This is a genomic window from Moorena bouillonii PNG, assembly GCF_001942495.1.
Lineage (GTDB): Bacteria > Cyanobacteriota > Cyanobacteriia > Cyanobacteriales > Coleofasciculaceae > Moorena > Moorena bouillonii.
This window is the reverse complement of the sequence record NZ_MKZS01000001.1, coordinates 3,637,733-3,659,245: the sequence shown is the minus strand read 5'-3', so window position 1 is coordinate 3,659,245 and position 21,513 is coordinate 3,637,733. Positions and strand designations below refer to the sequence as shown.

The 21,513-nt window shown below is 44.7% G+C and carries 20 protein-coding genes; 7 read left to right on the top strand and 13 right to left on the bottom strand.

The window, feature by feature from the left end; translation table 11 throughout:
- Nucleotides 1-219 precede the first annotated feature (219 nt).
- Nucleotides 220-939, bottom strand: a complete 720-nt coding sequence (locus BJP37_RS14935) for a LuxR C-terminal-related transcriptional regulator (RefSeq protein WP_075899900.1) — start codon at nt 937-939, stop codon at nt 220-222.
- Nucleotides 940-1,034: 95 nt separating this feature from the next.
- Here BJP37_RS14935 and BJP37_RS14930 point away from each other — a divergent pair, with 95 nt between their 5' ends.
- Nucleotides 1,035-1,868: a sulfurtransferase gene (locus tag BJP37_RS14930; protein WP_075899898.1), complete on the top strand. Its 834-nt coding sequence runs from the start codon at nt 1,035-1,037 to the stop codon at nt 1,866-1,868.
- A 40-nt stretch (nt 1,869-1,908) separates the two neighbouring features.
- On the opposite strand, the gene BJP37_RS43575 is transcribed toward BJP37_RS14930, so the two are convergent.
- Entirely contained in the window at nt 1,909-2,031 is a 123-nt protein-coding gene (locus BJP37_RS43575; RefSeq protein WP_269087006.1) for a hypothetical protein, read from the bottom strand.
- Nucleotides 2,032-2,309: 278 nt separating this feature from the next.
- Here BJP37_RS43575 and BJP37_RS14925 point away from each other — a divergent pair, with 278 nt between their 5' ends.
- Nucleotides 2,310-2,732 (top strand): helix-turn-helix domain-containing protein, encoded by a 423-nt coding sequence (locus BJP37_RS14925; protein WP_075899896.1) that lies wholly within the window; start codon nt 2,310-2,312, stop codon nt 2,730-2,732.
- Nucleotides 2,733-2,917: 185 nt separating this feature from the next.
- The gene (locus BJP37_RS14920) at nt 2,918-3,340 is read left to right on the top strand and encodes a helix-turn-helix domain-containing protein (protein WP_075899894.1); all 423 of its coding nucleotides are present in this window, start codon (nt 2,918-2,920) and stop codon (nt 3,338-3,340) included.
- A 165-nt stretch (nt 3,341-3,505) separates the two neighbouring features.
- Here BJP37_RS14920 and BJP37_RS14915 read toward each other — a convergent pair whose 3' ends face one another.
- The 9 genes from BJP37_RS14915 to BJP37_RS34460 form a co-directional block, all read right to left on the bottom strand.
- Nucleotides 3,506-4,252: a DUF3747 domain-containing protein gene (locus tag BJP37_RS14915; RefSeq protein WP_075899892.1), complete on the bottom strand. Its 747-nt coding sequence runs from the start codon at nt 4,250-4,252 to the stop codon at nt 3,506-3,508.
- A gap of 433 nt (nt 4,253-4,685) precedes the next feature.
- Nucleotides 4,686-5,201 (bottom strand): peptidylprolyl isomerase, encoded by a 516-nt coding sequence (locus BJP37_RS14910; RefSeq protein WP_075899890.1) that lies wholly within the window; start codon nt 5,199-5,201, stop codon nt 4,686-4,688.
- A 360-nt stretch (nt 5,202-5,561) separates the two neighbouring features.
- Complete coding sequence (locus tag BJP37_RS14900) at nt 5,562-6,911, bottom strand: D-alanyl-D-alanine carboxypeptidase (RefSeq protein ID WP_075899888.1); 1,350 nt, start codon at nt 6,909-6,911, stop codon at nt 5,562-5,564.
- A gap of 352 nt (nt 6,912-7,263) precedes the next feature.
- Nucleotides 7,264-7,593: a hypothetical protein gene (locus tag BJP37_RS14895; protein ID WP_075899886.1), complete on the bottom strand. Its 330-nt coding sequence runs from the start codon at nt 7,591-7,593 to the stop codon at nt 7,264-7,266.
- Complete coding sequence (locus BJP37_RS36590) at nt 7,553-7,756, bottom strand: hypothetical protein (protein ID WP_143727622.1); 204 nt, start codon at nt 7,754-7,756, stop codon at nt 7,553-7,555. Before BJP37_RS36590 ends, BJP37_RS14895 begins: the two co-directional genes overlap by 41 nt.
- 155 nt (nt 7,757-7,911) lie before the next feature.
- Nucleotides 7,912-8,874: an MDR/zinc-dependent alcohol dehydrogenase-like family protein gene (locus BJP37_RS14890; RefSeq protein WP_075899884.1), complete on the bottom strand. Its 963-nt coding sequence runs from the start codon at nt 8,872-8,874 to the stop codon at nt 7,912-7,914.
- 211 nt (nt 8,875-9,085) lie between these two features.
- Nucleotides 9,086-10,852 (bottom strand): pentapeptide repeat-containing protein, encoded by a 1,767-nt coding sequence (locus BJP37_RS14885; RefSeq protein ID WP_198954052.1) that lies wholly within the window; start codon nt 10,850-10,852, stop codon nt 9,086-9,088.
- Between the two features lie 298 nt (nt 10,853-11,150).
- The gene (gene ltrA / locus BJP37_RS14880; RefSeq protein WP_499884386.1) at nt 11,151-12,797 is read right to left on the bottom strand and encodes a group II intron reverse transcriptase/maturase; all 1,647 of its coding nucleotides are present in this window, start codon (nt 12,795-12,797) and stop codon (nt 11,151-11,153) included.
- A gap of 637 nt (nt 12,798-13,434) precedes the next feature.
- Entirely contained in the window at nt 13,435-13,599 is a 165-nt protein-coding gene (locus BJP37_RS34460) for a pentapeptide repeat-containing protein (protein WP_081431192.1), read from the bottom strand.
- A gap of 618 nt (nt 13,600-14,217) precedes the next feature.
- Between BJP37_RS34460 and BJP37_RS36580 the strand changes: the two genes are divergently transcribed.
- Nucleotides 14,218-14,406, top strand: a complete 189-nt coding sequence (locus BJP37_RS36580; RefSeq protein WP_143727621.1) for a hypothetical protein — start codon at nt 14,218-14,220, stop codon at nt 14,404-14,406.
- A gap of 13 nt (nt 14,407-14,419) precedes the next feature.
- Here the strand turns inward: BJP37_RS36580 and BJP37_RS14870 are convergent, their stop codons facing one another.
- Nucleotides 14,420-15,124 (bottom strand): esterase/lipase family protein, encoded by a 705-nt coding sequence (locus tag BJP37_RS14870; RefSeq protein WP_075906103.1) that lies wholly within the window; start codon nt 15,122-15,124, stop codon nt 14,420-14,422.
- Nucleotides 15,125-15,171: 47 nt separating this feature from the next.
- Between BJP37_RS14870 and BJP37_RS14865 the strand changes: the two genes are divergently transcribed.
- From BJP37_RS14865 to BJP37_RS14855, 3 genes are all read left to right on the top strand, one after another.
- Complete coding sequence (locus BJP37_RS14865) at nt 15,172-15,882, top strand: precorrin-2 C(20)-methyltransferase (protein WP_075899879.1); 711 nt, start codon at nt 15,172-15,174, stop codon at nt 15,880-15,882.
- A 228-nt stretch (nt 15,883-16,110) separates the two neighbouring features.
- Entirely contained in the window at nt 16,111-17,364 is a 1,254-nt protein-coding gene (locus BJP37_RS14860; RefSeq protein WP_075899877.1) for an RNA-guided endonuclease InsQ/TnpB family protein, read from the top strand.
- A gap of 31 nt (nt 17,365-17,395) precedes the next feature.
- Nucleotides 17,396-19,273 carry an energy transducer TonB gene (locus tag BJP37_RS14855; RefSeq protein ID WP_075899875.1) on the top strand — a complete coding sequence of 626 codons (1,878 nt, stop codon included), beginning with the start codon at nt 17,396-17,398 and terminating at the stop codon, nt 19,271-19,273.
- Nucleotides 19,274-19,643: 370 nt separating this feature from the next.
- Here the strand turns inward: BJP37_RS14855 and BJP37_RS14850 are convergent, their stop codons facing one another.
- Nucleotides 19,644-21,395, bottom strand: a complete 1,752-nt coding sequence (locus BJP37_RS14850; RefSeq protein ID WP_075899873.1) for an ABC1 kinase family protein — start codon at nt 21,393-21,395, stop codon at nt 19,644-19,646.
- Nucleotides 21,396-21,513: the final 118 nt, after the last annotated feature.

The window sequence follows — 21,513 nt, the reverse complement described above, 5'->3', positions numbered from 1 at the left end:
GACGTCGGCAATGAATTTTGTTATCAACGATTTTAATAACTAATATGCAAGCAAAGGAACGGAACAGGGAACAGCGGATCACCGGAACAGCGGATCACCAGAACAGTGTAAAAAAAATACCAATTAAAGTAGGGTGGGCAAATTTATATTATCTAGAATACTCACCCATAACCAAACGGTGTCTTGCCCACCCTACAAGCTTTAGTTGCTGCGGTAAGCTTATCGTTGGGTGTTGGGCATCGAGTCAAATCGAGATAGTGCTTGATTTGATAAGTAAGCTTTTTTAACCCAAAGTTGTGCAACCATCTCAGCACGGGATGAAACTTTCAGCTTGCGAAACATTCGCTTGAGAGCTTGCTTCACGGCATTCTCTGTAATCCAAAGTTCAGTCCCAATTTCTGCGTTAGTGCGTCCCAATGCAACTAATTCGGCAATTTGCAATTCACGAGGCGTTAAGCGTGCGCTTTTGAAAGATTGGTGCTGGGAGCGCACGGTTGTAGCCCAAACAGACAAATGCAAACAGACTGCACTCATATCCGCTAGATTCTGTGTATTGAAAGCAGGCATTGACCGTTCACGAGTGCAGCCTAGGGCACCTACTAATTGACCACTGCTGATGATTGGTCCTGCCATCACATGCCAATGATCTGGCCGAGGACAAATCAAGGCCCAAACCTTGGGTGATGTTACGAATGATTCATGGGTAGGAGCGTGATGCTCAACCACATAGCGTAAAACAGGGTTATGGTCGATAGATAGGGCGATTTTTAGGGATTCCTTAAGCTTTTGATTAACTGGAGGCAATTGATCGAAGAAAAAAATGCCCCATCGCTTTGCCACAAAATGCTCACCAATTTTTGGGACAATGCGCGATCGCAAGTCTGCTTCATCCTTGACCTGATGAATGGCTTTAAATAAAAACTGCAACGAACTCGTCATGACCGTGATGACCAAAAGTGTACTCGATCGGGTACTGGGCAAGCTAAACTGCCTTCCCTAATATTAGCTTTAGCGTCAATATTAGGAGAAAACCGATGTCTCAATACGCTCACCCTGAAGTTTTGGTCAATACACAATGGCTGATGGATCATCTCGAAGATCCGATGGTGCGTGTGGTTGAAGTTGATATGAGTCCAGAATCTTACAAAGATACTCATATTCCGGGGGCTATTTTCTGGCATTTCCCCACTGATCTCTCCATGCCCGACTTTGGAATGAATTTAGACCCCACTGGGATTGAGAAACTGTTGTCGCGCTCAGGAATTTCCCAAGAAACGACCGTCATTGCCTATGGTAGTTACCCAGGCACAGGAGCTTTTATTTTCTGGTTTCTGAAGCTCTTTGGACATCAAAAAGTGTATGTCCTTAACGGTGGTCATCAGAAATGGGTGGCAGAAGGTCGTCCAGTAACATCAGACTTGTCAAACTTTCCGCCCACCTCTTATCAAGCAACCTCTCCCAATCCTGACTTACGAGTTTTCCAGGCAGAGGTGCAAGCATCTTTAGAGAAAACGGATTGTGTGGTGCTAGATGTGCGGACTCCTCAAGAGTATTCTGGTGAGATATTTATGATCAAGCCGCCAGAAGGAGCTGAACGTGGAGGGCATATTCCAGGTGCGGTGCATCTTGAGTATACTCATACCTTGAATGAGGACGGTACATTTAAGTCAGTAGAAGAGTTACATGGTCTTTACAGCAGCCGAGGTGTTACAGCTGACAAAGAAATTTTTCCTTATTGCGCGATTGGTGCACGCTCTGGGTACACTTGGTTCGTCTTGAAGTATTTACTCGGCTATCCCAAAGTAAGAAATTATGATGGATCGTGGAATGAGTGGAGCCGTCTGCCTCATGGGCTGATTGAGCAGTAAAAAAAATACCAATTAAAGTAGGGTGGGCAAATTTATATGATCAAGAATACTCACCCATAACCAAACGGTGTCTTGATGCAAAGCGCGAGTGGGGGAAACCACGCCAGTGCGGTCTTGGGGGTCTCCCCCAAGACCGCACTGCCTCCCCAAGACCGCGCTGCATCGCTTTTTGCCCACCCTACAAGTTTAGCTGACTCACTGAGCACTCAATTGTGAAAATGCAATAGTTTTTGATAACCCTTTTATTCCATTAAACTCATTAATCCCAGTTGACCCTACTGATTGACATTGCGACAATGCAATAGTTTTTAAGCACCCTTTTATCCCACTACTCTCACTAATCCCTTCAAGATTGTGAATGCAATAGTTTTACCCAATCCTGGCATTTTTTGGAAAATCGTGTTACAATAAAAGTATCGTTAAAGCAATGGTTTATTCGCCATGATGATTTCCACCGCACAAGCCGCTGAATTACTTGGTGTTTCTGGCACTCGCGTCCGTTACCTTCTGGGCAAGGGCAGAGTTAAAGGCGCTTATAAGGTGGGGAGAACTTGGGTGATTCCTTTGTTTGATGGTATGCCGGTGGTCACCCCTGGCACTCGCGGACCAAAACGGAACTGGTCAAAGCGTACAAATTACACCAAGACCGTGATTCATGTTAACCAGAGGGTGATTCGCAACAATCTCAAGACGGGAGACCGCAATCCTGTGATTACGGTGAAGCGAGGCTCTAAAAATGTTTACGGTCATACAGTGGAGGTCAATGGCCCGTGTCGGGTGATGTATCGTCCAGATGATCCCCTCAAGTGTGGAGCACGGGTCTGGATTGAGACGATTTCTGATTTTGAAGTGATTTCAGCGTGATGGGTCAGCTGTTCAGTATTGAGATTGGGATACCTAAATTGCTCAAAGGGAATAGGGAATAGGGAACAGAGATACAATCCTGTGTACCTCATTAGGGGAAAAAAAACTAGATTAGCAAAAATCTCCCTATCTCCCTATCTCCCTATCTCCCTACTCGTGAAATTCTTAATTAGACCCATCAAACACTGGTANTTCCCCCCGCAAAAGCCGCTGAATTACTTGGTGTTTCTGGCACTCGCGTCCGTTACCTTCTGGGCAAGGGCAGAGTTAAAGGCGCTTATAAGGTGGGGAGAACTTGGGTGATTCCTTTGTTTGATGGTATGCCGGTGGTCACCCCTGGCACTCGCGGACCAAAACGGAACTGGTCAAAGCGTACAAATTACACCAAGACCGTGATTCATGTTAACCAGAGGGTGATTCGCAACAATCTCAAGACGGGAGACCGCAATCCTGTGATTACGGTGAAGCGAGGCTCTAAAAATGTTTACGGTCATACAGTGGAGGTCAATGGCCCGTGTCGGGTGATGTATCGGCCAGATGATCCCCTCAAGTGTGGAGCACGGGTCTGGATTGAGACGATTTCTGATTTTGAAGTGATTTCAGCGTGATGGGTCAGCTGTTCAGTATTGAGATTGGGATACCTAAATTGCTCAAAGGGAATAGGGAATAGGGAACAGAGATACAATCCTGTGTACCTCATTAGGGGAAAAAAAACTAGATTAGCAAAAATCTCCCTATCTCCCTATCTCCCTATCTCCCTACTCGTGAAATTCTTAATTAGACCCATCAAACACTGGTATGCCATCATTTGATGATTCTGCCGGTGCAGGTGCTGGCAGTTGAGGGCTAGTGTCAGGAAAACGTTCACCACTAGTCTTCGGTTGGGCTTGTGGTTTGGTAAAAATAAATTCCCTGCTGGGAGTAGGTGGTGAGGGTTGAGGGCTACTCCTCCACTGTGGCGCGACAGTATTAGCGATCGCACCATAGGTAAGATAGATGTGACCTAATTGTTTGCCCTGATACATACGTTTGGTAAATCGCCAACCAGGATCAAGAAAGATTTTGAGAAAGCCATTCGCCAAACCTCTGGTGCGCCCAAGCTCAATGTCTGGGGCATTGCGGTCAATGCGGTGACTCCCTACTAATACCAATTCTCCATTCCGCTTAACCACTCTGAGCATATAGTCTAGGCCGAAGTCTTGACTATCGACCCGCATAGAATAGCCGTTGCTATCTGTACTGCGCCCACAAATTCCTGTAAAGTCAAAGTCGAGCAGCAGAGGATCTACAATAACTGGGTTAGTGCCACGTTCACGCCAGCACGCTTGCCAGTTTGCTATCTGCTCAATGACTAGTAATTGATATTGGTTGTAGCCAAAAGGGGCAGCTACTGCAATAAAATTGTTTTCGTTAACTTCGATGTTGCCAAAGGTATTCGCTGCTGCTGGATTGATAGCGCCTAAGGTAAGGCAAGAAGCTGTAGTGATTGCAGTAGCTGCTAGCCAGGGTGATGTGTTCATGGGTTTTACCGTTCCTAAGTTAGACCATTCCCAGTAGACGCTAGCACTAAAGAATTTGCTCCCCTAGTGATACAGTCAAATTATATCAACTCGGCTTGATGGAGAATATCGTAGGAAAAGAGAAAACGTCAGTGGTCAGTGGTCAGCCGTCAGTGGTCAGCGGTCAGCAGTCAGTGGTCAGTGGTCAGTGGTCAGCCGTCAGTAGTCAGTAATCAGCAGTCAGCAGTCAGCGGTGGCACAGGCTTCCAGCCTGTGACCTAACGTCAGTGGTCAGCTTGTTTTATTCAAAAGCTGTTCGGTTTAGCTTTCCCTACTACGAATGGCTGTTCCCGTAGCGCTTAAGCTGATAGCTGATTACTGATAGCTGATAGCTGATTACTGATTACTGATTACTTATCGCTGATAGCTGATAGCTGATAGCTGATAGCTTACGTTATTCGTTTATTGTCACTTTCACCATTTGAACAGGGGTTTTGGGGCGATCACCGCGATCAGTAGGGGTGGTTTGAATCTTTTGCACCACATCCATACCCTCAGTCACTCTACCAAAAACCGGGTGCTTCGAGGGACCTGGAGAAAACCAATCGAGATAGGAATTGTCTCGTGTATTGATGAAAAACTGACAACTACCGCTATTGGGAGCACCGGTATTTGCCATAGATAATGTACCTGGCTGATTGGAGATTTTGGCATTGTCCGGGTGCTCATCCTGGATGCAGCCGTCAGGACCATTCCCGGTACCGGCGCGACCACTATTGGGATCCTTGCTATAGGGACAGCCAAACTGAATCATGAAGTTATTAATCACCCGGTGAAAATGAAGACCATCGTAGAAACCAGACTTGGCTAGTTTAATGAAATTACCGGCTGTCTCTGGCATCACATCGGTGAACAATTCCACGGTAATTGTGCCTAAAGAGGTTTCTAGGGTTGCGGTTGGGTTTGCCATCTATATTTCTCAGTTAATGAGAGTTTTGTTAACACTCAACTAGGATACAGCAGGGAGTCGGGAATGGGGAGTCGGGAATCGGGAATCGGGAATCGGGAGTCGGGATTCGGGAGGTAAGCTATCAGCTATTAGCTATCAGGTATCAGCTATCAGCTTATGCCCACGCTACGCGAACAGCCATCAGGTATCAGCTATCAGCTTATGCGCTACGCGCACGCTACTAGATCGGTGCTTTTGAATAAGCGATGCAGCGGGTTAGGTCACAGGCTGGAAGCCTGTGCCACGGCTGACTGCTGACTACTGACCGCTGACTACTCCCTACTCCCTACTCCCTACTCCCTACTCCCTACTCCCTACTCCCTACCTAACAATTTCACTAAACGACCTCTTACCGATCCTCTGGGGTGATGGTTTAATGTCAGGAGGAAGAGATTGCACCACTCCCCATTTAGTTACTAATTCTTTTAGCAGCATCTCTTGCTCAGTCCGGAATTTGGTATAGTCTCCCCCTGAATTCATGACAGCAAACCAAACAGTGCCATAGGTTTGAGTTGGTAAGGCTCCGGCTAAGGTACTAACATAATTTAAACTACCGGATTTAACTACTGCTAAGTTAGGCAATGGACGTTCATTTAATATACCTTTGTCTTCTCCTACGATGGCAAATACATCAGCAACGGTCATGTTGTATTGCTGAAGATAGCGCTCAATGGCGAGAAATACAGCAGTGACAGCCCGAGGAGACATGCGATTTTCTTCACCTAAACCAGACCCATTGATTAAGCTAATTTCTGATGGGGGTACTCCCGCTGCTTCTGCTGCTTTGCGGGCTACCACCTTGGCACCACCAGCTGTATTCGCTAGCATTTCGGCCATTTTATTATTACTGTAGCGATTCATTTTCTTCAGCAGTTCCGCCAGGGGAAAGGAATATTGGCGTACCAGGGGCTGTAGATTGTCAGGGGGTGAAGCTACTACTTGCACAGAGCCTGCGATCGCAATTTCCGGTCTAGGGGTACCTGGGGGTAAGGTCTGATACTGAGTTTCTGCTGCTGGTGGCCAACTCTTACCATTCAAGCCTTGCTTGAGCAGAGTGCCAGCTTTGAGGGGTAAGGTCTCAAAATTCATATAAAACTTACCCACAATCACCAAATTACCGGTTACTTGCTTGATTCCTAACTGATTTAACTGGTTGCCTACTGCTATGGCTTCTTCCCAAACAAAAAAGGGGTCTTCTGATCCTTCAACCACTAGGTCTCCTTGTAGCACCCCGTTCTCAATCGGTCCGGTGGCGCTAAATTGGGTAATGAATTGGTGGTCAGGACCAAGGGTAGAAAGAGCGGCTAGGGTGGTGGCTGCTTTGGTAAGGGATGCTGCGGGTAAGGGAGTAGTGCCTTGGTAATTCGCTAAGAGGGTATCTCCTGATTCGATCCATATCCCTTGATTGGTCTTGGTCATCCCTTTGGCGGATAATCCTTTCAGGTATTGGTCAACACTCTGTTGGCTTCCTGGATTAGGATTCGTTTCCGCAACAGTTAGGGGTTGATCAGGCTTTTGGATCACCTTTAGTGCATTCTCTGGTTCTGAGGACTTGGAAGCATCTGGATCAGGAGATGGCGATACACCCTTTGGGGAATCCGCCCCATTACATCCAATTACTAGTGCTAGGAGTAGTGTAGATAGTGTAGCAGTTACATATTTATATAGCATTTTTAGTTTAGTTGTGAACATACTCCTTTAGGCAAGAGGCAAGAGGCAAGAGGCAAGAGGCAAGAGGCAAAAGGCAAGAGGCAAAAGGCAAGAGGCAAGAGGCAAGAGTAACCCACCCCTAACCCCTCCCAGGAGGGGAAATAGCTCCAGAGTTTTATAGGAAAATAAAAAAAGACCTTCTTAGTTTACATCTCGAATACAAATTTTATACCATTGCAAAATATATCATGAAACCAAATGCTTATTTAGGATAAGACCAAAAAATCCTCCGATCTCTTTCCTGCTTTTGCCTTTCGCCTCTTGTCTTTTGCCTTTTGCCTTTAATCTTAGTTTCACATTTAAACTGAAAATGCTATATCTTTTCCTCTAACTGTTTAAGTTTCAAATTTACTTCCAAATCATCCCGTCCCACAATAGTTTCTATGTTACCGAGGCGTTCTTCTATTTGTTGAACTTGATTAGGAAGAAGGGTTTTATCGGACTTGTTATGAGAGTGCCAAACAAAAGCGGTGCTAGTTGCTGCGCCCCCGATCACAATCATCGGTATGGCTAACTTATATTTGCCTGGGGCAAAAATCATACAAATGGCTAACATTCCAGTAGCATAAGACCAAATTTGTTTGGTGGTCATAGCACGGATATTAAGAGATTTCTCGAATTCGGATTGTTGTTGATAAGTCATAGTTTAATAAAGGGAATCGGGAATCGGGAATCGGGAATCGGGAGTGTGGAACAGGCATCTTGCCTGTATCGGGCATCTTGGTGCAATGGGCATCTTGCCTGTATCGGGCATCTTGGTGGAATGGGCATCTTGCCTGTATCGGGCATCTTGGTGGAATGGGCATCTTGCCTGTTACAATTCCCAGGCGGGCAGGATGCCCATTCTACTGATATTGATCGGAAGATTCAGCAATGAATTAAGCTGATAGCTGATAGCTGATAGCTGATAGCTGACCGCTGACCGCTGATCGCTTACATCCCATCACCTATTACTAATCTTTCAAAAGTTCTGATCCATGGTCAGTAAAATTTTCAAGACTCCCCGCTGCTGGGCATGGTTAAAGGCGGTTAACCCTTCTTCAACTGGGTAATGAGCTTGGATTAGGTAGTTGACATTTACTTTATCTTGTGCTAATAAATCAATGGCTGGTTTAAAGGGACCGCAACGGGAACCGATTAGGGTAATTTCGTCTACTACCAGAGACGAGGCATCAAAGGTTAGGTTGCCAGCGTAGGTACTTTTTAGTACTAGGGTACCTCGTGGGCGCAACGCTCCCCGGGCAAGGGCAAAGCCTTCGGGGTTGCCAGTACACTCCACTGAGATATCGAAACTACCGTTAGTGATGGCATCGGCAAAGCCTACCTTAATTCCTCTGGCTTCTAAATTGGCCAACTTCTCGTGATGACGGCCAATCACTAGCAAATTGCAGCCAGTTAGGGCTAGGGTTTGTGCCACCAGTTGTCCGAGCTTACCGTCTCCCACTACTACCACCTGGTGGTCGGGAGCAACCCTGACTTGTTCCTGAATTTCCAGAGCAGCAGCCAAAGGTTCAGTAAACGTGGCGGCATCAGTAGAAATATTATCGGGTAAGGGATGTAAGTTTTTTACGGGCAAGGTCAGATAGTCAGCAAAGGCTCCGTTACGGTTAACAATACCTAAGACAGTACGGTTTTGGCAGTGAGTCGGTTGTCCACTTCTACAAAATCGACACTCACCACAGGCCGCATTAATTTCTCCCACCACCCGCTGGTTAACTAAATTCTCGGGTCCATCTTCCACAACACCAACAAATTCATGACCCAAGATACCTTTGTAGGGGTAATAGCCTCGGATTAGTTCCAAATCCGTGTTGCATATCCCCGCACGCAACACCCGCACTAAGGCTTCATCAGAAGGTGGTGATGGCACAGGTAGGTCAGTGCGCACTTGCAGTTGCTGGTTTTCGAGCCAGAGTCCTTTCATTGTTGGTTGTTGTGACAAGATTGAGAAATTAGTTCCTATTTCCCATCTTAATCGGTGGCATTACTGAAGTGGAGTAGGCTAGAAATCCTACCAATTTCGGAAATTACTACTACACATCGATTTCATCTCCCTATCTCCCTATCTCCCCATCTCCCCATCTCCCCATCTCCCCATCTCCCCATCTCCCTATCTCCCCACACTTAAAGAAAACCTAAATTTCTGTCCATCCCTCGACTGTTGCCATCAAAATATTAACCAGGGGATGATCTATGGCTTCCTTGAAGGCTTCTACTCCTCCTGCTTTCAGGGCATTGATCACCTTGGCTTTTAGGGTTGGGTTAGTCTCAATTTGGTCAATAACTTCACCTACAACTATCATCTTTTCTTTGTTAGTTGTCGTGGGATTAGTCTGGGATAGTTGGTTTAGGAGTTGCTGGATTTCTGCTGCTGCTTCGGCTAAGCTTTGTTTTTGCTCTGATGTAAAATTAGTAGTGTTGACTTGTCTAGCATTGTCGTTGAAAACATTAAAATTATTAGGATTATTAGCTCTGCTTTGATCTATATCTAGATTATCTATATTAAAAGGACGTGAATTATCTGACATATCACTCTCCGCTTTAGCTGTATTTGTAAGATTGATTACTGGATTCGATGACTGATTGCTTAAACCGTCTATAATCTCCTTGAGATCATTAATTTCGCGAGTGTTAGCCTCTTGTTTACCCTCTAGAAACGCAATTTTTTTATCGGCTTCCAACCTAGCTTCATAAACTTGTAAAAATTGTTTTTCAACTTTGCATTTATCTGTGGCTTCTGGCACTTCCAAGGTAAGTAAAACATCATTACCTTTCTTCTCAATGGCTTGAATCGACTCAGTAGTAATTTCAGGATTTTCCGCCATTATTTTTTGAAAGGCTTGACGAAATGCTTCTGGATTAACACCATTACGCAGCAGAATCTGGACGGTATTGATAATCTTATTATAGAGCTTTTCAAAATCTCCTGGTTGGAAAACCCGGTCAGGGTCATGGGGACGACGCTCTCGATTTCCTTGAGGATTGGGATTCTCTAGTAAAAAGACATACTGACAATCAACATTAGTTAACCTAGTTCTTGAATCAATATTCCACGCTTGTAAACAAGCTCCAGTAAAATAAGCATGAGTAAAATCAGTACCAATTGCTTGAGCTTCAGTTAAATTAGCCCATTCTAAATTAGCATCCTCTAAAATGGCTTCGCTAATATCAGCCAGTTTTAGATTAGCCTTATTTAAATTAGCTCCTTTTAAATTTGCCCCTCTAAGATTGGCATTACTATAATTAGTATTATAACCATTACCACTAACTAATAATTCTCTGACAGCCGTATCAGCTAAGATAGTATTACCTGGTCTCGCTCGGTGGAGTTTAATAGTATTTCGCCAACAGGTACGAGTAAGCGTAGCCTTTCTTAAATCTGTCTTTTCCAGGATAGCTCCGGTAAAATCAGCATCGGTTAGGTTAGCGTTGTAGAAACTGGTACCTCCTGTAGCAGCAAAAGCAATAGCGATATTGCGAATCCAGGCATCTCTGGAATCCCCTTTTAGAGCACGCCAACCCAGGTAAACACCAAGTAGTACTAAGGTTAAGGCTACAGCTATGGCTACAGCCCATGAGCCAGCGCTGGCTAATTCCGAGTCACTTGCGAAGGCGAAGGCGAAGGGGAAGGCGCTGGCGAAGGCGAAGGCGAAGGCAAAAGCGATACTGGTGGCGATGCTGCTAGCACTGGCGAAGGCGAAGGCGAAAGCGATGCTGGTGGTGATGCTACTAGCCGTCCCTATGGCGCAGGCGCTGGCGCTAGTGATGACACTGGAAAAGCCTATGGCGAAGGCACTGTGGCTTGCGAAGGCGAAAAGGATGACGGTGGCGGTGGAGATGGCGACTCCTGAACCGATACCTCGACCCAAAATAACACTATATACTATAATTATAGTAACCAAAGCTATCAAACCGGATACTTGGTTGTTAGATTCAAACATAAACCCTACTAAGCCCCCACCAAGAAAGGAGGCAATTCCTGATAGTCCTGACACTATCCAGGGAACCAACAGAAGAACAATAGTCCACCGTTGTTGTAATCCAGCCTTCGCTTTACAGAACTTAGTTCCGGTTAGAATAGTATTCCTAAAGTATTAAACTAAGCACGGCAGGTCGCCCTACCGGCTCGTCTCCAAAACCGTGCGTGACACTTTCGCATCACACGGCTCCTCGTCATAGGAACCATTGTCATTGGCACCTTCACCATGGACTTTTGTCTAACTCTTCTGAATTGACTTTTGTCCCGTGTATTCTATCGTGGCAATGCAGGTGTAGTAACTCCAGGTTTTTGTCTAGGTCACTTCCATCCATCGCGCGTGGTATTATGTGATGCTTCTCAATCCAATCTCCATCTCGGAAGGTAAGACCGCAATGAGCACATTTCCCTTTTTGTCTTTTCAGAAGTCTTCCCTTCTGTTTGGTCATTTCAGGATGCTTTCTCATCCTGGTACTCCAATAAATCAGGTCACCATCGTAGGGACTTCGGGTCTCCTTGACTTTCACATGCCTCACAATTTTCGTTTTGGCATGTTTCTTTAGGTCGTATCCGTCCTTAGTCATGAATACCCAGTTATCCACCTTAGGAGCTTCCCAAGGCTTTTCAGGTTTTTCAATTCTGGTTCCCCAATATTTCTTGGCTACCCATCTTCTAGATTTCTTTGGATGTCTCCGATTTCCCCATCTCCGTAATTTGTTCCAAAGCAAATAGTCAAGCTTCGAGAATGTTTCTTTACTACAAACTGCCTTGAAGTTATTACTCCATCCTCTTATACTTCGATTAAGCTCTGTTATTAGAGCCTCCTGTGGGGCAGCTCGGTGACAGTCTATGATGTTTCCGAGTTTCCCGTAATGCCTTAGGATATTTTCTTTTGATGGTTTGATAATGGTTTTGAATCCTTGCTTCGATTGATTTTTCCCAACTTTGTATTGTCGAACATTAAATCCTAGGAAGTTGAATCCGTCAAAAGTATGGGTGATTTGTGTTTTCAAGGGCTTCAATTCCAGACCCATATCTTTCAACCAGTCATTGATGACTTCCTGACATTCTTCCACCACTTTCTGGTCATTGTGCATTATTACGAAATCATCTGCATATCTTACCAAGTTCAATCCCCTTTTATAATGGGTTTTCTTCCCCTTGATTGAGTTTGCAAAGTTCCATATTGCATTTTCCATTCCGTGAAGGGCTATATTCGCTAAAAGTGGTGAAATCACACCACCTTGAGGAGTTCCCTCTTCCGTAGATGAGAATGTCCCGTTATCCATCACACCAGCTTTGAGCCAGGACTTTATTAGGCGTCTCATGGATGGATAAGTATTCAATTTAGTTAGAAGTGCCTCATGGTTGATTTTGTCGAAGCATTTAGCAATATCAGCATCTAATACCCATTTGGGCTTTTGGCTAATACTGTTGAATATTGCTTGAATGGCATCGTGACACGAGCGTCCTGGTCTAAATCCATATGAGTTTGGCTCGAAGCGTGCCTCCCATTCAGGTTCAAGAGCCTGTTTAGCAAGTGCTTGTAGAGCACGGTCGTACATAACCGGGATTCCCAAAGGCCGCAAATCTTTCTTTCCGGGTTTAGGAATCCAAACCCTTCTAGTTGGTTGAGCTTTCTTGGAGACTTTCAGGCTGTTTACTAGAGCGAGTCGTTGCTTTGGAGTCAAAGCTTTCTTCCCATCGATTCCAGCAGTTTTCTTGCCCTTATTCTCCTGGGTCACCCGTCTAACCGCTAACATCTTGGCAGACCAGGATTTCATCAGAGTTTTTTGAAGCTTTCTTACCACGCGGACATCACCACGAACAGAGGCTCGGTATATGCGTTTTTGTAACTTAAAGACGGTCATTTCTAGCTTGCGCCAATTAACCTTCTCCCATTCCGACTGTGGGGCGAACCCCCGAGTTTTAGACTTTTGCATTACTACTAACTCCTATACCTTTTCCTATAACGTGAGTCTGTCAGCATATCCTGGGCATTACCCCAGGCATTAGCTTTTGACTCAATCTCGCCCCCATAGACCTTGCGGTTGACTACCTACTCAGCTATCGACCGTGCTAAGAGCATCTATAGGGGTTAATTCGTTCCTGATAACCATTCTTTGAACACTTAGGGTGGTACTATTCACCGGGAGTTTTATTGGGAAGTCTTTATAAAAGAACAAAATTTTATAAACCTTTCTCCTTTGACTATTTTGTCTGTAGCGTATCAGCCTATTTCGCTACACATTAGTTACGGTGATTCAGACGTACCTTTCTCTCGTACCCTTATGCTCTCTGCCTGCTTATGTTCACCGCCTTAGGTTAGCAGTGCTTCACTATTCGACCCTTGCATTAGCCGATGAATTTGTCATGTTCATCAACCAGGGTAGGGCTGTCACTCCGACTTCTGGAGGGATGGATTTTCACCACCATGGTTATCAAGTTGTCATGGTTCAATGAACCAAGCAGCTAATCCCCCAAACCCTTATAGGGTAAAGTTTATAGCTAACGAATCGCACTCGTTCCTCTAATATCCGCTTCACTAAAATCTGCTTCACTAAAATCTGCACCTGAAAGGTCTTTTCCCCGGAATGACTGACCTCTAAGATTTGCCCTGCGGAAATCCCTTTCTCCTGCTGCATATTGTTTCAGAACTTCTTCAGCTTTCATCAGCAAAAATCATATATAGAAAATGAAATAGAAAGTAGGGAACAAAAATTATCACAATTTATTTTAATTGAAGTAAATTATGTATCGCTTTCTAGTATAAATTACAACCAATAAATCAAGATTCTGGAAATACTTTCGTAGGAATAAATTTGCTTGGGCACATAGGCTTCATCACAACCCTGCTACTGTCTCACTCCTGGGATGCGTTACGCACAGCCAAAGGCGATTGGTCATAGGCCACGCTACGCGATGAAGCAAAGCTTCCGCTAAAAGCGATCGCACCTATACGAGGGAAGTTTAGTTGTAGTTATGTATTATAATAAGCAGTTATTGTCAATACAGTGGTAATATTTCTTAATAAACCCTATTAATTGTGTTTCTTAACTTACAGACTGTTCCAGACAAATATCCAGGGATAGGTTGTTGTAGCTGAAACCGACTTCTACCATTGCGATGCTGGCAAGGAGCCGCTAAACGCGATTGGCCGTTGGCCACGCTACGCGATGAAGCAAAGCTTCCGCTAAAAGCGATTAGCCCAAAGGGCTACGCTACGCGAACGCATTAAGTTCTGGATAGGGTGCATCTCCTAAAAGCTGTTTGACCTGATGGTGCGTTACGGTGCGGGCTATTTCAACAAGGGGCGAAGAAGCGAAAAATCATGGCTCGCCCGCCCCTAACTCACCCTACACCTTAAAGCAAAAAACCTTAAACCAAATAACCTTCAACCTTCTAAACCTTCAACCTTCAACCTTCAACCTTCAACCTTCAACCTTCAACCTTCAACCTTCTAAACCTTCAACCTTATAAACCTTCTAAACCTTCAACCTAAACACTTCACCCAAGCCTCCCTTACCTCAGGTGAACCATACCAAAGCCCCTTCCTCCTAGGAGAATGCAGCACCTCATCAAGAGTAATATTAGTGGCTCCAGCCAAATGAGCAGCAGCAATGGGAGTAATCCCATCTCCCCAGCAATTCCCTTCTCCACAAGTGAGCTTGTAACTGTTGTAAGCCAACCAACTGCCTAAACGTCGCTTACCATAAATTGCCTTACCAGCAACACAAATATAATTGACATCTTGGTGAAACGCCCCTGGATAGTTATCATTCACAAAATCAAGATTGCGTTTAGTCCAACGTTCCTGACTGAGATGGGGTGTACCCAGAGTCACTAAGGTAGAGATATAGGAATGAGCATTCCATAACCCTACCGAGTCATCAGTAACATCTCCATGAATAGTGTAAGGCTTTTCTCCTAGATATATCCTGGCAATCCAGCCACCAGCAGAGTGACCGATTAAATTAATCTCTGACGTGTTATGCTTCTCCAACTGCTGTTTAACAGCTTGGTCGATTTTTCGCAAAATTGGCACCACAGAGCGACCACCGAGGGTAGGAAACCAATCCTGTTGGCGTATTGGTACAGTAGTTGCGGCAATCCCTAGCTGTTGTAGTGATTGTTCTAAATCACGGTATTCACTAGCGCTAGCAAAATAGCCCGGTAAAATAACAGTTGCTAATGGCATCGGTAATTTTAATTTAATATAAATTTTATAGATAATTTTAAACTTTTGTGAAACTAGGTACACTTTATGGTATAAGTGTTGGTCCTGGGGATCCTGACCTGATCACCCTCAAAGCACTACGTATATTGAAACAGGCACCAGTAGTAGCCTTTCCTACTGGAGTCCGTGGAAAACCAGGAATGGCTCAACAGATTGTCGCTCAATGGTTGGAGAATCATCAGGTGCAGTTACCCTTGACATTTCCATATGTGCAGGATACCGCTATCTTGACCCAAGCATGGCAACTTGCTGCTGAGCAAGTCTGGAATTATCTAGGATTAGGGCAAGATGTAGCATTTGTGTGCGAAGGAGATGTGAGTTTTTACAGCACATTTACCTATTTGGCACAGATGCTACAACAGTTACATCCTCAAAGCCTGATTCAAACTGTACCAGGGGTATCTTCCCCCATGGCTACAGCATCGGTGTTGGGATTACCCTTGACCATTCGTGATCAGCGGCTGGTGGTGCTACCAGCTCTCTATAATGTGGAGGAACTGGAAAAGGTTTTGGATTGGGCAGATGTAGTAGTCTTGCTCAAAGTCAGTTCAGTTTATCAGCAGGTGTGGCAAGTGCTGCATCGACATCAGTTGTTGGAAAATGCCTATGTGGTAGAACGAGCAACTCTACCGGAGCAGGTGATTTATCATAATTTATGCGATCGCCCTAACCTGGCATTACCCTATTTTTCTCTGCTAATTGTTAAGGTAAACCAATAAGATAGCAAACCAATAGATAGCAATGTTTCAGCCATCGATGTAGTTGTTATAGCTAGCCCCAGCACCATCACTCTTATAAAATTCTAAACGCTGAAAACCCCGTGTCTTTAGACCGGGGATGAAAGCGAATAGCGGCTTGACGCGCCGTGAGAAAAATATTCCTAAATAATCCGAAAGTTTAGTCTGGGTGTTGTAAAATAAAGTAAAGGAAAGTTGAGGTCGAAACTGGTGATCGTTTTAGAATTCAAGGCAAAGGGGAAAAGGCATCAATACTCCGCTATTGATGAGGCAATCCGGACAGTTAAGTTCATACGCAACAGCTGTCTCAGGTACTGGATGGACAACAAAGGGGCTAATAAATTCGACCTCAACAAATACAGCGCCGTCCTTGCCAAAAACTTTCCTTTTGCCAATGATTTGAACTCTACTGCTCGGCAATCTAGTGCTGAGAGAGCATGGTCATCAATCGTTCGTTTCTTTGACAACTGCAAGAAAAAAGTACCCGGAAAGAAAGGTTTTCCTAAGTTCCAAAAAAACTGTCGCTCAGTGGAGTACAAACAGTCTGGGTGGCAGTTTTCCCCTGACAAGAAGTCAATTACGTTTAGTGATAAAAAGGGGATTGGAAAGCTCAAGTTGAAGGGAACGTGGGAATTGTGGCGTTTTGATAAGAAGCAAATAAAGCGAGTTCGGATAGTCCGCCGGGCTGATGGCTACTATGTCCAGTTTTGTGTTTCAGCTGATATTAAAGAAGAATTAGATCCGACTGGTACAGCCATTGGGTTAGATGTCGGGCTAAAAGACTTCTATACTGATTCCACTGGAAAGACTGAACCCAATCCTCGTTTTTACAGAACAGTAGAAAAACGTCTTAAATTCCATCAACGCCGGGTTTCTCGAAAAAAGAAAGGCTCTGCTAACCGGAAGAAAGCTATTAATAGGCTAGGTAGGACACACCTTAAGATAAGTAGGCAGCGTGAAGAACATGCCAAGAGACTGGCTCGTTGCGTAATCCGGTCTAACGACCTGGTCGCCTACGAAGACTTGAGAGTTAAAAATCTAGTAAAAAATCCTTGTCTTGCCAAATCTATTAATGACGCAGGTTGGTATCAATTCAGGAAATGGATGGAACATTTTGGAACTAAATTTGGAAAAGTAACTGTCGCAGTTAATCCCGCCTATACTAGCCAAAACTGTTCCGGATGCGGCGAAATAGTTAAAAAGTCTCTATCGACTAGGACTCACATATGTAAGTGTGGATGTCAGCTAGATAGGGATGTTCCTTCGGAACCGCTTCGCGAACACAACGCCGCAATCAACATCCTTAAAAGAGCTTTGAGTACGGTGGGGCACACCGGAACTTGGGTCACAGACCTAAACGCTTTAGGAGATTTGGCCTCTACTGTTCTTGGTTCCGGCCAGGTTCAGCAAGTCGAGTCGTTGATTAAAGAATCCCCGCGTCTAATGACCGGGGAGTGTCAATAGCAACCATGGAAATACGTCAAGAATAACTGCCATGTCCGATGCTTCTTTAATTAAAAACATCCCAGAAATGCTGAGTCACCCCCTAGTGATTTCTGTTACCGCCTCTCTGGGGGTTCATATGCTAATCGTACCGATATTAGGTGATTTGTTGAAGAATCAAAAGCCTAAGGGAGACTCAATGGTGCAAGTGTTGGAGTTAAGCCCTCAACAACTGAGCCGTGTGCCCAAGTCTGCTGCACCACCACTGACCCTGCCAGCTCTACCTAATGCCAAGACTCCGGCAAAGCCCTCCATCCCTTCGTTATTTAGTGCTTTCCCACCCCCTCCACCACCGCTACCTTCAATACCTCCTCTCAAGCCCCTGAAAAAAATTCCCACACCCCCACCTCTGAGATCCCTACCGATAAAACCTTTACCCACAATTGGTAAGTATCCTTTACCACTGCTAAATCGCCAAAGACCAATTATCACCAGAGGGTCTTTCCCGATCCAGCTACCACCAAAACCCAGGACACCACTACCAGCCCCACCACCGCGACCTCAGTTCAAATTCGATACAGAGTCTTTGAATCCAGGTTCCTTCCAGACCGGTTCCTTGCCAGTATTTGGGAATGCTACCAACCAGATTCCTGACCCATCAGAGTTTCCTAACCAACAGCCACCGGTATCGGTTACTCCACCTCCTCCACCACCACAATTTTCCATCACCCCTCCTCCTTCTGAGCCTACTAAACCAGTACCTTCTAGTGCTGTTGCGATAGGCGTTGCCGCGCCAAAGGCGATCGCACGACAACGTGAGCAAAATTTAGTAGCTCAAGTGCGGATGCGGCGGAAGCAACTGAAAAAAGATGTAACCAATACCACTGATGAGGAAGCTAGGAAAAACCTGGTAGAATGGATGGCTTTGGTAAAGGATACCTTACCCAAAAAGGAAGTCATACCAGAAGCAATAACAGTTAGTGCTACTTATCCGAAAGACGCTTGTATTAAGAAACTAGAAGGCACAACAGTCTTCGGAATTTTAGTAGGTGCTGATGGTGAAGTAACTAATACACAGCTGATTCAGAGTGCAGGGTACGGCATTTTAAATCAGCAGGCACTGGAAGATATTCAGTTCCGCAAGTTTAACAACCAAACTGGTACAACAAAACCATACCAGGTCAAGGTAGCCTTTGACTATGACAAAGGCGACTGTCCTAGTCTATCGGTTTTCCAAGAAACTGCTAACCAGCCAGTTCCAGCAAAGCCAAATACTGTTAGTGGGGAAAACGCTGCTGCCAACAACCCAGTAATAGTAGTGCCTAAGCCAGAAACTCCTAGCAATAACTCCAATAACTCTACCGATAACAATAGGACAGTATCAGTTCCCGTAAAACCGAATAGTACTAGGGAAAATTCGAGCACTAAACCCAGAACCATATCAGTGCCAGTGCGGGAAAATACCTCTAGCCAAGACTCGACTCCTAAACCCAGGAGGGTGTCAGTACCAGTTCAGGACAATACCTCTACTGAGGAAAATACTCCTAAACCCAGGAGGGTATCAGTACCAGTGCGGGACAATACCTCTACTGAGGAAAATACTCCTAGACCTAGAGCAGTACCTGTACAGCAAAATACTCCTACTGAGGAAAATACTCCTAAACCCAGCAGAGTGTTAGTACCAGTACGGGACAATACTCCTAGTCAGGAAAATACTACTGAAGAAAATACTACCAACACTACAGCTGTGCCAGTGAAGCCAGCTCAAGCTACTAATGAAAACTCAGGGAAAGAATCCGTTCCAGCAGCAGCAGCCAGTGAAGAGCAAAACTCACAAGAGGATAAAGCATGCAAGTTCAAATCTAGATCAGCTCGCAGGCGCAACAGAATAGACTCTTTTACAACACCATCCTCCAGGTCATGTAAATAGGAGCTTTTTGTTAGTTAAAGCCTGGGTTGTTGGTCAATGGAGCATTAACATTATTTGAGAATTAAGAATTAAGAATTAAGAATTAAGAATTAAGAATTGAGAATTGAGAATTGAGAATTAAGATGCGTTCGCGTAGCGTGGCCTACGGCCAATCGCAAAATTAATCATTCAGCTTTCAGTATTCAGCTATCACCATTCATTTGATAGCTAAATACTCACTACAATTTTCTTATCCTGATTATCCTAATCCAGAGCAACTGACCAATAAAAAATGACCCAATAAAAAGTTAAAAAGAGATGCAGCGCTATGTGACAAGCGCGCATCATTCCCTATTCCCTATTCCCTGGGCGCAGCACAATAACTTTTCTGTTACCGAAACATCCGCTTGGCAATTTCGGAAGCAATTTGCTGACCTAGACGTTGAGTTTCCTGCTTTAACAAAAGTTCCAGCATCTTCGGTACCGATTCTAGGTCAAACCTAGAGGATTCAATAATCATAGCCCCAATCTTTTGCATCCGCTCCAGGTTAGGAGACTCTAATTTTCCAGTTACATTAACCGCCAAGCCCACCGATGCAGTTATCTGCCCAAGAGTCCTGTATGAGAGATTCTCTAAACTGGTAACCATCTCTTCAACCAGAGCATTACGCAATATACTCCCTTGCTCGGAGTAGAGAAATTCTAACCCCTGGTGTAAGAGCGCACTAATATCAAACTTCCTACTTGTGCGCACCTGACCTAATAACTCCTCCAAAACATGCCATTGAATTCCACCATCTTGATACACAATTTCCTGTAAACAAGTCCTTAATTGGGGGGATGAATCCGTCAACAGCCGTTGGGCAACATAGGGATAAGTTTCATTGAAGGGCTGAAAATTGGGATTAAGTTTAATCGCTATCCCTTCTAAGGTAGCAGCACTGCGGAAAATCAGGAGGTAGTAAGTGGGTAATTTAAATGGATATTTATAAAGCAAGGGGGATAGCTTCCGAATAATACGATTAAAGCCGAATGTTGACACAGTAGCTTCCATCACCCCACCAAAAATATCAGTTAGTTCAGGAATCAGCGAGGTCACATCTGTCTCCGGTGGCAAAAAGTCCAGCTTCACATAGTCTTGTGCTAGACCTTCAAAATCACCAATAACAATATGGACAACCGATTCCAGTAAGCGATACCGATAAGACGGTTCTACCGAGCTCATCATGCCAAAGTCAAGATAAGCCAATTTACCATCAGGGGTAGCCAATAAATTGCCAGGGTGAGGGTCAGCATGGAAGTAACCTTCCTCTAAAAGTTGCCGCAAGCAACACTGAAATCCTACATCAATCAGGGTATTCGGGTCTAATCCCTGGGCTTTAATGGTTTCTAGTTCCGTCAATTTAGTCCCAGTGATCCACTCCATGGTTAACACCCGCCGCCCCGAGTATTGCCAATATATACGTGGTACAGCGATATTGTTAATGTCACCGTAAAGTTGGGCAAATCGTTCCGCATTGCGACCTTCCTGGGTATAGTCCATTTCTTCAAACAAGCGAATAGCTAGTTCGTCGATAAGTGCTACTAGGTCGCTGTGAACAAAGGAGATTGATTCTTGCGCCCATGCTGCTATTTTCCGCAAGATATAGATATCTAGGGAAATACACTCCACCAGACCAGGGCGTTGCACTTTTACTGCTACGATTTCACCAGTTTTGAGTGTCCCTTTGTACACTTGTCCTAGGGAAGCAGCAGCTACGGGTTTGTCGCTCAGTGAGCCATAGATGTTGTTATAGTTATCGCCTAATTCTTCTTCAATTAACTGATAGGCAATGTGATTAGAGAAAGGAGGTAATTGGTCTTGTAATTTAGTGAGTTCCTCTAAATAAATAGGAGGAACAATATCAGGACGACAGGAAAGGATTTGTCCCAATTTAATGAAGGTTGGACCAAGTTGAGTCAGCTTTTCACGAAATTCCCAGGCTCGTTGAGGTTGATTTTGGGCAAGGCTACCAGTGACGAAATCCCACCCTAGCCTGATGCTAAAGGTAATCAATGCCCCTACCAAAGCCATCCTGCGTCCCCAGACTAGCCGAGAACGCTGGCGGTAGTAGTCAGATATGGTTCTTGGCTCGTACTGCAAGGTTAGTATTTTAAGATTTGTTAAATAATTACAAGAAAATTATCTCTTGAACTTTGCGGTTGGTCAAGGGGTAGGGAGTAGGGAGTAGGGAGTAGGGAGTAGGGAGTAGGGAGTAGTG